This is a genomic window from Methylobacterium sp. P3_A11 (genome assembly GCF_056403155.1).
Genome location: NZ_JBFUGA010000011.1, coordinates 17,913 through 31,025 on the forward strand (window position 1 = coordinate 17,913; position 13,113 = coordinate 31,025).

11 protein-coding genes are annotated in these 13,113 nt (G+C 68.6%); all 11 read left to right on the forward strand.

What is annotated here, in order from left to right; translation table 11 throughout:
• Window positions 1–129: 129 nt before the first annotated feature.
• The 11 genes from AC1DXK_RS05530 (at window position 130) to AC1DXK_RS05580 (ending at window position 13,112) form a co-directional block, all read left to right on the forward strand.
• Window positions 130–1,902 carry an ethylbenzene dehydrogenase-related protein gene (locus tag AC1DXK_RS05530; RefSeq protein ID WP_457104683.1) on the forward strand — a complete coding sequence of 591 codons (1,773 nt, stop codon included), beginning with the start codon at window positions 130–132 and terminating at the stop codon, window positions 1,900–1,902.
• Window positions 1,903–1,916: 14 nt separating this feature from the next.
• Window positions 1,917–2,954, forward strand: a complete 1,038-nt coding sequence (locus AC1DXK_RS05535; protein ID WP_457104684.1) for a 2Fe-2S iron-sulfur cluster-binding protein — start codon at window positions 1,917–1,919, stop codon at window positions 2,952–2,954.
• 75 nt (window positions 2,955–3,029) lie between these two features.
• Window positions 3,030–3,839: a PstS family phosphate ABC transporter substrate-binding protein gene (locus tag AC1DXK_RS05540; RefSeq protein ID WP_457104685.1), complete on the forward strand. Its 810-nt coding sequence runs from the start codon at window positions 3,030–3,032 to the stop codon at window positions 3,837–3,839.
• Complete coding sequence (locus AC1DXK_RS05545) at window positions 3,836–6,697, forward strand: EAL domain-containing protein (protein ID WP_457104686.1); 2,862 nt, start codon at window positions 3,836–3,838, stop codon at window positions 6,695–6,697. The genes AC1DXK_RS05540 and AC1DXK_RS05545 overlap by 4 nt, the downstream gene beginning before the upstream one ends.
• A 290-nt stretch (window positions 6,698–6,987) precedes the next feature.
• Entirely contained in the window at window positions 6,988–7,197 is a 210-nt protein-coding gene (locus tag AC1DXK_RS05550) for a hypothetical protein (RefSeq protein ID WP_457104687.1), read from the forward strand.
• Window positions 7,198–7,591: 394 nt separating this feature from the next.
• Window positions 7,592–7,732 (forward strand): hypothetical protein, encoded by a 141-nt coding sequence (locus tag AC1DXK_RS05555; RefSeq protein WP_457104688.1) that lies wholly within the window; start codon window positions 7,592–7,594, stop codon window positions 7,730–7,732.
• 493 nt (window positions 7,733–8,225) lie between these two features.
• Window positions 8,226–8,315, forward strand: a complete 90-nt coding sequence (locus AC1DXK_RS05560; protein ID WP_017484418.1) for a K(+)-transporting ATPase subunit F — start codon at window positions 8,226–8,228, stop codon at window positions 8,313–8,315.
• A 24-nt stretch (window positions 8,316–8,339) separates the two neighbouring features.
• Complete coding sequence (gene kdpA / locus AC1DXK_RS05565; protein WP_457104689.1) at window positions 8,340–10,055, forward strand: potassium-transporting ATPase subunit KdpA; 1,716 nt, start codon at window positions 8,340–8,342, stop codon at window positions 10,053–10,055.
• A gap of 1 nt (window position 10,056) precedes the next feature.
• Window positions 10,057–10,254, forward strand: coding sequence for a hypothetical protein (locus AC1DXK_RS05570; RefSeq protein WP_457104690.1), 198 nt, complete (start codon window positions 10,057–10,059; stop codon window positions 10,252–10,254).
• Window positions 10,255–10,393: 139 nt separating this feature from the next.
• Window positions 10,394–12,484: a potassium-transporting ATPase subunit KdpB gene (gene kdpB, locus AC1DXK_RS05575; RefSeq protein WP_457104691.1), complete on the forward strand. Its 2,091-nt coding sequence runs from the start codon at window positions 10,394–10,396 to the stop codon at window positions 12,482–12,484.
• 22 nt (window positions 12,485–12,506) lie between these two features.
• Complete coding sequence (locus AC1DXK_RS05580; protein WP_457104692.1) at window positions 12,507–13,112, forward strand: K(+)-transporting ATPase subunit C; 606 nt, start codon at window positions 12,507–12,509, stop codon at window positions 13,110–13,112.
• The last annotated feature ends 1 nt before the right edge of the window (window position 13,113 follow it).

Genomic DNA, 13,113 nt, shown 5'->3' on the forward strand with positions numbered 1-13,113 from the left:
GCTGCGCCGTTAAGCATGTCCGCGGTCGATTCAAGATTGCGGAGCTCGGGTATATGCCGATCGTGGCGTTATGTTTTACAAAGTTCTAACGCATCTCGGCCAATTTGAGTGGGTATTGCGGAGGATCGAATGTCGGAACCGCTGACCCTCTCGTCGCATCCGCTTTCCAGCGCCGAGGTCGTCGCACCACGGCGCGCCGATGCGTCCGCCCGCGCCGAGCGCCGTCCGCGCACCGATACGGGTACGATCGTCATCCACTGGGTCGTCGCCATCGCGATGGTCGCGAGCCTGCTCACAGGGCTTCGGATCTCGGCCGACGCACCCATCGCCCGAACCGCAAAATTCCTCGCACCACTGCTCCCGCAGGGCGAGGTCTGGACGGTTCATTTCGTGGCCGGCCTGACCCTGTTCTTCGGCATCACGGCCTACCTGGTTTATCTCGTGCGCGGGAGGCTCACCGATCGCAACGGCATGACGCGCCTGCGCGCGATTCTGGTCGGCGGCCGGACCAAGGCGGCGCGCAAGGCGCGCTGGGGCGGCGTCAACGTCGCGCTGCACTGGCTGATCTACGCCGTTACGCTCGTCCTGACGGGGACCGGCATCGCGCTCTATCTCGGCTATGGCGGCTGGGTGGTGTGGCTCCACGCCACCTGCGCTCTGGTCGCCCTCGCCTACATCGCCGTTCATACCGTTGCGCATTTCATGTATGGCGGCCTGTGGCAGCTCCTGCGCCTGTTCCGTCCGGCTCCACTGTCCGACGGCGCGGTGCGTCGACGCCGGCCGCTCCTCGCGGCCGCGATCCTGGGCATCCCGGTCGTCGGAGGCCTGGCCTGGGCCGACGTGAAGGGCCGGTCCACTCTGGTGGTGGACAAGGTCGCGGTCGGACCCGACCTCGGAAAGCTCCTGGACGATCCGGTCTGGCGCACCGCCCGTCCGGTTTCGGTCCGGACGATGCAGGGCGCCAATTTCGGAGGCACCGGCGAGACGACCGTCGAGATCCGCGCGGTGCGCGACGCAGCGAACGTCTACTTCGCCTTCCGGTGGTGGGATCCGTCGCGGTCGCTGAAGCGCGTCCCGCTGGTCAAGAAGGATGACGGGTGGCATGTCCTCGACGCCGAAGCGGCCCATGCCGACGTGACCACCTATTACGAGGACAAGCTCGCGGTGATCTTCTCCCGCTCGGACGCTTTCGGCAGTGGCGGCGCCACCCATCTCGGCGCCAGAACCCTGCCTGACGCGCCCGCGCCCCTGAACGGCCGCGGCTACCATTACACCACCGACGGCAGCTACATCGACATGTGGCAATGGAAGTCGGCCCGTGGCGGCATGCTGGGCGTCCTCGAGGATATGCATATCGGGCCGCCGACCGATCCGACAGCGGCCGAGCGGGCGGTCAAGGGCCGCTATCAGGCGGGCTACTGGGGCGACCCCGGCACCAGCGCCTACCGCTACAATTTCCGGTTCGAGGGACCCGGCGGATACACGGGTTCCGTCGAGCCGCTGCGGCTGCCCAAGGACTGGCGCGCCACCGTGGCCAAGCTCGGCACCGTGGATCTCACGCCCGATGCGAGCGCCTCGAAGGGCTCGGCCTGGTGGATGGTCGAGAAGACCGAGACCGTTCCGTATTCCACGGCCGTCGATGCGGAGATTCCGGTGGGCACCGTCATACCGGGTGTACTGCTGACCGACGGCTATACCGGTGACCGGGCCGGCATCTCGGCGGCCGCCGACTGGGCGGACGACCATTGGACGGTCGTGGCCTCGCGCAAGATCGCGACCGGCAGCAAATACGACGTCGATTTCCTGCCCGGCAACACGTTCTACCTGTACGTTTCCGCATTCGACCACACGCAGACCCGCCACACGCGGCACATGCGGCCGGTCGAAGTCCTGCTGCGCTGAGGCGGTCCCGCGGCATGGTCGATCCGGTCGCCCTCGTCATCAATGGCCGGCGCATCAGTGCCAGCGCTGGCCAGACCCTGCTCGATGCCGGTCTGGCGGGTGGCCGGGCGATCCCGCACGATTGCGCGACCGGCCAGTGCGAGACCTGCCGGGTCCGGATCTATGACGGTTCGGTGGACGATGCCGGTACGCGGATCGGCGATACCGTCCTGGCCTGCCGGGCGCGTCTCACCGCCGACACGGTCATCGAATTCGATGAGGTGCCCGACATCGTCCGGCGGAGCGGAACGGTCGACACCGTGACCGAACTGACCGCCGACATCGTCGAAGTCACGGTCGCGATGCGCAGACGGCTGTCCTACCTTCCCGGGCAGTACGTGCGGGTCGCCTTCGCGGGCCTRCCGCCGCGCGACTACAGTCCGACCCTGCGCGCCGATGGATCCGGCGAGCTGAACGAGCTGATCTTTCAGATCCGTCGCCAAGCCGGCGGCGCGGTGTCGCCGCATCTCGGCGGGCGGATCGGGCTCGGGACGGCCGTGAAGGTCGAGGGTCCCTTCGGGAGCGCTTTTCACAGACTCGGGCGCGGTCGCCTCGTCGTCGTCTCATCCGGCGTCGGATGGGCGCCGGCTTGGGCCGTCGCCCGCGCGAGCCGCCTGCGCGAGCCCGACCGTGACCTCGTCGTCGTGGCCGGCGCGCGTAACCCGCAGAATCTCTACATGCGTTCGGCACTGGATTGGCTGCGCGACCGGGGGGCGACGACGATCCTGACCTGCAGCGGCGGCTATCCCCCCGCCGATGCACGCTCCGGGCGGCCGACGCTCCATCTGCCGATGCTCACGCGGGACGATACCGTCGTCGCCGCAGGGGTTCCGGACATGGTCGCCGCCGTCCAGTTCCTGGCAGCGGCCGCCGGTGCGACCTGTTACGCCGATCCATTCTACGCGGCTGACCGCAGCCTTGAGGCGGCCGAGCCGTCTGAAACAAACTTCTTTCAGCGCTTTCTACAGCGCGTGACAGGTAATCGGACCGCTAAAACGGATCCAGTCGCCTAGCAAATCGTCAACCACAGCTTGATTGCGATGTATCCGGTGACTCGAAGTTAAGCATTCGAGTCTCATTATGCCGGAATGTCAACGCTGTCCTTCGGTCTTCGGCGTCTCTCGGCAGTCGCCCTCGCCCTCCTCCTCCAGTCGATCGCCGTCCGGGCGGAGGAGCTTCCAATCGTTGGGACCGGTGACGGAATCGAGATGCTGCAGGCTGTCGCGACCGCCTACAATGCCCAGGCCGGCGAGGCCCGCGTGTCGGTGCCGCCGAGCATCGGCTCCGGCGGCGCCGTGGCCGCCGTTGGTGGCGAGCGCCAGAGGCTCGGTCGGGTCGCGCGCCCGCTCACTGAGGCGGAAAAGGCGCAGGGGCTCGTCGAAGTTCCATTGATCCGCATACCGTCCGCGGTCTTCGTGCATCGCGGTGCCGGCGTGACCAACCTGACGAGCGACCAAGTCGCGGCCATTTTCGCGGGCAAGACGGAGAATTGGAGCGCGCTCGGCGGCTCCGATCTCAAGATCCGGGTGGTTCGCCGCGAGGACACGGACAGCACGCTCTCGGTGCTCCGGTCCACCATGCCGGGCTGGCGTGACCTCGTCCTGACCAGCCGTTCGAAGACCGCGACCACCACCCAGGACGCGATCGAGACCGTTCGGCAGACGCCCGGGGCGATCGGCTTCGGACCGTTCTCCCCGGCCCTGTCGGACGATCTCGTCGTCCTGTCGATCGACGGAAGGGCGCCGCGCGATCCGGCCTACCCGAGCGCGGTTACCCTGGCCCTCATCTACAAGCTCGCCACCCGGGATGCTGCAACCTCCGCCTTCCTCGCCTTCGCCACATCCGATCGCGCGGCGCAGGTGATGGCGGAGCGGGGTGGCGCCCCGCTCAAGCCGTGACGGGCACCGTCTTCTCGCGATCTCTGCGCGCGCGCCTCGTCGGCGCCACGCTTTCCACGGCTGCCATCGCCCTCGCAGCCCTGGTCTTCCTCGTCGTTCTCAGCTCGGGGCAGACGCTGCGGGACCAGGCCCAGGAGGTCTCGAACTGGTCGGAGGCTCAGTTGTCGGACCGCCTCCTGAGCGATGCCAAGCTGGCCGCCGCCCGGCTCCAGATGCAGCGAGAGGACGTGGAGCGGCGCTTCGCCACCATGGCGAAGCGCTGGGATGTGGCCAATGCGGTCTTCTCGGGCAACACGGTGGCGGCGTCCGAACTGATGCGGCCCGCCCTGGCGCTGGCCGATCTGGACGGCGCGATCGCGTTCGACCTGAACTTGCGCGCCCTGACGGCCGACCGGGTCGATGCGGACCTGCTCGCGGCCAACACGGCACTCGGCACGATCCCCCTCGCCGCTTCCTTGCGCACCATGATGGCGCGCAACGACCGCGATCATGCGGACGGATTCGTGTCGTCCCTCCGGTGGGACCACACCTTGGCGCGCGCGCTGGCGGCCGATGAATCGGGCGCGGTCGCCGACATCTTCGGGCAGCCGCTCTTCGACGAGTTCGGCGAGGTGATCGGCGGGTTGATCGGCTATCGCATCCTGCGCGCCCGCGAGCCGATCCTGGCGGCCTTCTCGGCGCTGAGCGGGCGCGACGTGCTCATTCTGGCGGGCCAGCGCCTCCTGTCCTCGTCCGGCGCCGCCACCGCCGGCGCTTGGCTCGGCGATGTGTCCCGGGCCGAACTGCATCCTGTCGTCGGTTCTGAGAAGGTTGCCCGCTGTCTTCCGCAGGTGCCGGACATCCGGCTCTGCGTCGCGGCGCCTCTCCGGGAACTGCAACAGCTCACCGGCAAGGTCGTCGGAATTGGAGAAGAGAGTTCCCGCTCGCTCCTGAAGACGCTCAGCATCGTCGCCGGGCTGACGCTTTGCCTGGTCGCGGTGGTGCTGCTCATCCTGTCCAGCCGGATCACCCGCCCGCTGGTGCGCATCACACAGACCGTCTCCGAGGTGGCGCGCGGGAATTGGCACGTCAGCGTGCCGGATGTCGACCGCGAGGACGAAGTCGGCGACATCGCCCGCGCTGTCGTCGTGCTCGAACAATCCCTCTCCGAGCGAGACCAGCTGCGCAACGATGTGTTCCGGAAGAACACCATCCTGACGGAACGCGAGCGGCAGCTCCAGGAGCAGAATGCCCGCTTCGATGCGGCGTTGAACAACATGTCGCAGGGGCTGTGCATGTTCGGCGCCAGTGGGCGCCTCAAGGTCTTCAACGCGCAGTTCTGCCGGATCTACGGGATCGCGCCGGACGCGCTCGAGACCGAGCCGACCTACGCCGAGGTGCGCCGGCTGGCCGGTCTCGCGGATCAATCCGGCGTGGAGATCGGTCCCCACGGACGGACCATCACCAAGACCCTCGCCGACGGCCGGTGCGTCGAGATCACCGTCGAGCCGATGACGGACGGAGGCTGGGTAGAGACACACGAAGACGTCACGGCGAGCGTCACCGCTCAGGCCCGCATTACCCATCTGGCGACCCACGATGCCCTCACCGGGCTCTCGAATCGCGCGCTCCTGGCCGACCGCTTGGCGGCGGCCTTTTCGGATCGTGCCCGCGGCGGCCGGCCGGTCACCGTGGTCTGCCTCGACCTCGACGACTTCAAGGGCATCAACGACACCCTCGGGCACCCGGCCGGCGACGAGCTGCTCCGGCAGGTGGGCCAGCGCTTGACCACTCTGTGCCCGCCCGGCGGCACCGTCGCGCGTCTCGGCGGCGACGAGTTCGCCCTGGTCCTGTGCGAAGGGGATCGCTCGGAGAGGGTGCTCGCGCTGGCGGAGGAGATCCTGGCGCAACTCAGGCGCCCGTTCCTCCTCGCCGGCCAGTTCGTCTCCGTCGACGGCAGCCTCGGGATCGCCGCTTCGGCCCCGGAGGATGCCGACGGCGACGATCTCCTCCGCCGGGCCGACGTCGCCCTCTACGTCGCCAAGGCGGAGGGCGGCCGGCGCGTCCGCACGTTCGAGCCGGAGATGGAGGAGCGCCAGAACCAGCGGCGGTGGCTGGAGCGTGAGCTGCGGCTCGCGATCGGCGCCCAGCAGATCGAGCTTCACTATCAGCCGCTGTTCGACCTCGCGACGAACGCGGTGACGAGCTTCGAGGCCCTGGCCCGCTGGAACCACCCCGAGCGGGGGATGATCTCGCCGGGCGAATTCATTCCGGTCGCCGAGGCGACCGGGCTGATCGACGACCTCGGCGCCTACGTCCTGAAGCGCGCCTGCGCGGACGCGATGGGATGGCCGGGAAACCTGCGCGTCGCAGTCAACATCTCGCCGATCCAGTTCCGCGAAGGCAATCTCGACCAGTTCGTCGAGGAGGTTCTGCGTGCGACCCGGCTGCCGAGCCAGCGCCTCGAACTCGAGATCACCGAGTCGGTGATCCTGAGCCAGGACCAAACGAGTTTCGACATGCTGACGCGGCTGCGCCGCCTCGGCGTGCGGTTCTCCATGGACGATTTCGGGACCGGCTATTCGTCCCTCAGCTCGCTCAACACTTTCCGCTTCGACAAGATCAAGCTGGATCAGTCGTTCGTCCGGAATTTGCTCGAGAAGGACGAAGCGGCCGCGATCGTCCACGTCGTGGCCGAACTGGGCCGCAGCCTGAAGATCACCACCACCGCCGAGGGCGTCGAGACGCCGGAGCAGCTTGCACGTCTGCGGGCGAGCGGGTTCTCCGAAGTGCAGGGCTATCTCCTGAGCAGGCCGATCCCCGCCGCCGGCGTAGCGGCCTTCATCCTGGCGCAGGACAGGCACAACGCCGCCGCATAGTTTGAGCGTACGGAGGCCGATCCGACGGGGGATCGAGCGCGGATCAGTCTGCTGCGACAGGTCGACGCCACAGCCGCACCGACCCTGCAGAGCCCCGAAAGCTGCTGTCGACCCGCGGGACCGTCAGACCGCGGGCTTCGGTATCGGCGAACGGTCGGTCGAGCCCTGTCGATCCGGGACGCCTTCGAACGATCTCGGTCCTCTCCCGCCCGGGACGCATCGGTGCCATGCCCGGGATGGACGTGGCGCGCGTACAAGAAGGTGTATCCTCCGTGAAAACGGAGGAAATGATGGCCTACAAGATCACTTTTCGCCGGGGAAAACGCGAAAGCTTCACCAAGCTGTGGCCGTGCGACCTCGAGGCGGCGACGGCGTACGCGCTGGCACAACTCCCTGTCCAGAATCGGGAAAACGGCGCGACATCGGTGAGCGTCGTCTGCGAGCGGACCGGCGAAGTCGTGTTCAGCTCCACCGAGCAGCCCGAGCCCGCGACGGCGTAGGGCGGATTCCGGTCGCATCGTGACCGGGAGCCAAGGCCGGTATCCCGTGCGAAGAGCCGCGGGATCAGGTCCGACGGACGGGCCGCAACGGAGGAGACCGCATCATGCCGTCAGACCCGGCCCGGCCGCCCGAGCCTCCTGCCGCAACCTCGGGCAAGGACGACCTCGTGTTCGGCGCGTACAGCTCCCCACCCTGCTTCCTGCACGAACTCGATCCGAGCTACCTCAGTCCGGCCGACGCGGCCGCCGCAGAATCGCGGACGACCGCAGCGGATGCCGCCGGTCCGTTTCCTGATGACATCCCTATGCCGGACGGCCCTCGGTCGTCTTGGTCCCTCACGGCCGACGCGGAAAGGATCGCGCCATCGGGCACCGGCCCGGATGGAGCCTCCGCATGCAGACCGTCCGCCACATCCTCGCCGCGTGCGGGGCCGACCGCGCCTTCGCGCTGACGATCGTCGCGCTCGGCGCGTGGTCAGCCTTGTCTCTCGGGCTACTTGCCCTGAACACCTTCGAACCCACGCTCGTCCCTTGAGTGCCAGAGCGTCGGAGGTCGATCCGCCGTTTGCCTCGCGCGCGCCGATCGCCCGTACTGCTTCCGAGCCAATCCCCTGCCTTATCGAACCCGTCGAAGGCCGCTGCGAGATTTGCGGCTTGGGCTTTGGCGGTGTCCGGGGGCGAGCCGCAGGTGTCGTCCGGGTGGGCCGCGCCCAATGGCGTGACCTTTGTCCGGATGCGGCCCGGCTGACGGCGCCGGCAGCCTGCCCCGGTCTGCGGACGAGCTTCCGCGGAGAGGCTCACTCCTAACACGTCCCTTATAAGTTCCGGCGCGGCCCTCGCTCGAACCCTAACGCGGTTCCCGGCCACAAGCATGGTCGGCCAAGCCCGGTCGCGGAGCCTCCGCGGCCGGTGCGCCGAACGGACCCGACCACCATGCTCGACATCGTCTTCCTCGCCGGAGGGCTCGCCTTCTTTACGGCCGCAGCCGGCTACGCGGCCGCCTGCGAGCGGCTCTGAGAGAGGCCGCCATGACCCTCGACCTCGCCCTCGGCGCCCTCGTGACCGCGGGCCTCCTCGTCTACCTCACCTACGCCCTCGTCCGCCCCGAGCGGTTCTGAGCGGCCCCTGACGGACCTCCCCCCATGACCCTCAATGGCTGGATCCAGATCGCGCTTTACGGCGCGGTCGTTCTGGCGCTCGTGAAGCCGCTCGGGGCCTACATGACCCGCGTCTTCACCGGAGAGCGCACTGTCCTCTCGCCCGTGCTCGGACCGATCGAGCGCGGGCTCTACCGCGTGTCCGGAATCGATGCCCGCCAGGAGCAGCATTGGCTGGCCTACACGGGCGCGGTCATCCTGTTCCACGTGCTGGGTTTCGCGGTGCTCTACGCGATCCTGCGGCTGCAGGCCGTCCTGCCGCTCAACCCGGCCGATCAGACCGCGGTGGCGCCGGACCTCGCGTTCAACACCGCGACCAGCTTCATCACCAACACCAACTGGCAATCCTACGGGGGCGAGACCACGCTCTCGTACCTGTCGCAGATGTTGGGGCTGACGCACCAGAACTTCCTGTCGGCGGCGACCGGCATCGCGGTGGCGGTGGCGCTGATCCGTGGGTTCGCCCGCGCGTCCTCCGGCACGATCGGCTCGTTCTGGGTCGATGTGACCCGCGCGACCCTCTACGTGCTCCTGCCGATCTGCGTGCCCTACACGCTGTTCCTCGTCTGGCAGGGCATGCCGCAGACGCTCTCGCCCTCCATCGACGCGACGACGCTGGAGGGCGCCTGGCAGACCATCGCGCTGGGGCCGGTGGCGAGCCAAGTGGCGATCAAGATGCTCGGCACCAACGGCGGCGGCTTCTTCAACGTCAACGCCGCCCACCCGTTCGAGAATCCCACCGCCCTGTCGAACTTCGTCCAGATGGTCTCGATCTTCGCGATCGGCGCCGCCCTCACCAACGTCTTCGGCCGCATGGTCGGCGACGAGCGGCAGGGCTGGGCGATCCTCGGCGCCATGGGGATCCTGTTCCTCGCGGGCGTCGCCGTCACCTACTGGGCCGAGGCCCACGGCAGCTCGGTGCTCAACGGCTTCGGGCTGACCGGCGGCAACATGGAAGGCAAGGAAGTCCGCTTCGGAATCGCGGCCTCGGCGCTGTTCGCGGTGATCACCACCGCGGCGTCCTGCGGGGCCGTCAACGCCATGCACGACTCGTTCACCGCGCTCGGCGGCCTGATCCCGCTGCTCAACATGCAGCTCGGCGAGATCATCATCGGGGGCGTCGGCGCCGGCCTCTACGGCATGCTGATCTTCGTGATCGTGGCGATCTTCGTTGCGGGCCTGATGGTCGGCCGCACCCCCGAATACCTCGGCAAGAAGATCGAGGCGAAGGATGTGAAGATGGCCATGCTCGGCATCCTCTGCCTGCCGCTGATGATGCTGGGCTTCACCGCCCTCGCGACCGTCCTGCCGGCGGGGCTCGCCGGCCCGGCCAATGCCGGCCCGCACGGCTTCACCGAGATCCTCTACGCCTACACGTCGGCGGCGGCCAACAACGGCTCGGCCTTCGGCGGGCTGTCGGCCAACACGCTATTCTACGACAGCACCCTGGCCATCGGCATGCTGGTGGGTCGATTCTTCGTGAAGATCCCGGTCCTGGCCATCGCCGGCTCGCTCGCCGCCAAGAAGACGGTCCCGGCTTCCGCAGGTACGTTCCCGACCCATGGCGGCCTGTTCGTCGGGCTCCTTGTCGGTGTGATCCTGATCATTGGCGGCCTGACCTTCTTCCCGTCGCTGGCGCTCGGCCCCGTGGTCGAGCACCTCGCGGGCGCGGCCGGCCAGACCTTCGCGACGGGAGGCTGAGATGCCGCGCGCGCTCTCCTCCCGACGCATGCCGCGCCATCACCTCGCGCTGCACCGGCCGCCGTCCCGGCGGGGCCGGGCCGCGCCGCAGCCGGTGCGGACCTCCGACCTCGTGCTGGCGCTCCTCGGCGTCGTGCTGCTCGGCGGCTTCGCACTCCTGGCGGCTTACGGTCTGACCCTCGGTCCGCCGGGGGGCTGAGCCTCACCTTCGTCATCGCGAGCGCAGCGAAGCGACCCGAGCCGGCTCGACGCCGCCGAACGTGACGCTGCCCTGGATTGCGTCGCTCCGCTCGCAAGGACGGCGAGCCCCACTTCAATCTTCCCTTCGGACATCCCCCATGTCGCGCCAGACATCATCCCTCTTCAGTGCCGCCTTGATCGGGCCGGCCCTCCTCGGCTCCGTCAGGAAGCTCGATCCCCGCGCCATGATCCGCAACCCGGTCATGTTCGTGGTCGAGGTCGTGGCGGCCCTGACCACGGTCCTGTTCGCCCGCGACCTCGTCACCGGCGGCAGCGATCTCGCCTTCTCCGGCCAGATCATCCTCTGGCTGTGGTTCACCCTGATCTTCGCCAACTTCGCCGAGGCGCTCGCCGAGGGCCGCGGCAAGGCCCAGGCCGACAGCCTGCGGCGGACGCGCACCGAGATGACCGCCAAGCGCCTCAAGGGTCCCGGCGGCGCCTACGAGACGGTCCCCGGCACCGCTCTCAAGGTCGGCGACGTCGTTCTGGTCGAGGCGGGTGAGCTCATCCCCTCCGACGGCGAGGTGATCGAGGGCGTGGCCTCCGTCAACGAGGCCGCGATCACGGGCGAGTCCGCCCCGGTGATCCGCGAATCCGGCGGCGACCGCTCGGCGGTGACCGGCGGCACCCAGGTGCTGTCGGACGCCATCAAGGTCCGCATCACGGCCGCGGCCGGTTCAACCTTCGTCGACCGCATGATCGCCCTGGTCGAGGGCGCGTCGCGCCAGAAGACGCCGAATGAGATCGCTCTCAACATTCTGCTCGCCGGGCTGACCATCGTGTTCGTCTTCGCGGTGGCTTCGATCCCGAGCTTCGCGAGCTACGCGGGCGGCGCTATTCCCGTGATCGTGCTGGTGGCCCTGTTCGTCACCTTGATTCCGACGACGATCGGCGCGCTGCTCTCGGCGATCGGCATCGCCGGCATGGACCGGCTGGTGCGCTTCAACGTCCTCGCCATGTCGGGCCGCGCCGTCGAGGCGGCGGGCGACGTCGACACCCTGCTCCTCGACAAGACCGGCACGATCACGCTCGGCAACCGGCAGGCCACCGAGTTCCGCCCGGTCTCGGGCGTGACCGAGGCGGAACTCGCCGACGCAGCGCAACTCGCCTCCCTGGCGGACGAGACGCCGGAGGGACGCTCAATCGTCGTGCTCGCCAAGGAAAAGTACGGCATCCGCGCCCGCGACATGGCCGCGCTCAACGCGACCTTCGTGCCGTTCACCGCGCAGTCCCGCATGTCGGGCGTCGACCTGGAAAGCGCGTCGATCCGTAAGGGCGCGGTGGACGCGGTGATCGCCTCGCTATCGGGCCAGCCCGTGGCGAGCCGCGGCTCGAATGCCGCACTCGCCTTCCAGCCGGCGCCGGAAACGCCGGCGGTTCGGGAAATCCGCGCCATCGCGGAGGAGATCGGCAGGGCCGGCGGCACGCCCCTCGCGGTGGCCCGAGACGGCCGGCTCCTCGGTGTCGTCTACCTTAAGGACATCGTGAAGGGCGGGATCCGGGAGCGTTTCGCCGAGCTGCGCCAGATGGGCATCCGCACGGTGATGATCACCGGCGACAACCCCATGACCGCGGCCGCCATCGCGGCGGAGGCCGGGGTCGACGACTTCCTGGCCCAGGCCACACCCGAGGACAAGCTCGCCCTGATCCGCGCGGAGCAGGCACACGGCAAGCTCGTCGCCATGTGCGGCGACGGTACCAACGATGCCCCGGCCCTGGCTCAGGCCGACGTCGGCGTCGCGATGAATACCGGCACGGTGGCGGCCCGCGAGGCCGGCAACATGGTCGATCTCGACAGTGACCCGACCAAGCTCATCGAGATCGTCGGCATCGGCAAGCAGCTGCTGATGACCCGCGGCGCCCTGACCACCTTCTCCATCGCCAACGATGTGGCCAAGTATTTTGCCATCATCCCGGCGATGTTTTTGGGTCTCTACCCGCAGCTCCAGGCGCTCAACGTCATGCACTTGGCCTCGCCCCAGAGCGCGATCCTGTCGGCGATCATCTTCAACGCGCTGATCATCGTGGCGCTGATCCCGCTGGCACTCCGCGGCGTCACCTACCGCGCCGTCGGCGCCGCCGCGCTCCTGCGCCGAAACCTGCTGATCTACGGGCTCGGCGGCGTCCTGGTGCCCTTCGTCGGCATCAAGGCGATCGACCTCGCCGTCAGCGCCCTTCACCTCGTCTGAACCGGTCCATCGGAGACCCGCCATGCTGAAACAGCTTCGCCCCGCCCTGGTCCTGCTCACCGCGCTCACGGCGATCACCGGCCTCGCCTATCCCCTCGCCATCACCGGTCTCGCCGGCGCCATCTTCCCCGCCAAGGCCGCCGGCAGCCTGATCGAGCGCGACGGCACGGTCATCGGCTCCAGCCTGATCGGCCAGACCTTCACTGGCGCCGGCTACTTCCACGGCCGGCCCTCCGCGACGACGGCCCCGGATCCTGCCGACGCCGCCAAGACGGTACCGGCGCCCTATAACGCGTCGAACTCTTCGGGCTCGAATCTCGGCCCGACCAGCGCGGCACTCGCCGAGCGCGTGAAGGGCGACCTCGTCGCGCTGAAGGCCGAGAATGGGGGGGCGCCCGTCCCGGTCGATCTCGTCACGGCGAGCGGCTCGGGTCTGGACCCGGACATCTCGCCGGAGGCCGCCTACTTCCAGGTTCCCCGGGTCGCCGAAAACCGCAAGATCCCGGAGGCGAAGCTGCGCGACCTCGTAACCTCGCGTATCGAGGGCCGCATGCTGGGCATCCTGGGTGAGCCACGCGTCAACGTCCAGACGCTCAACCTCGCCCTCGACGCCCTCGCCCGCCCCTGAG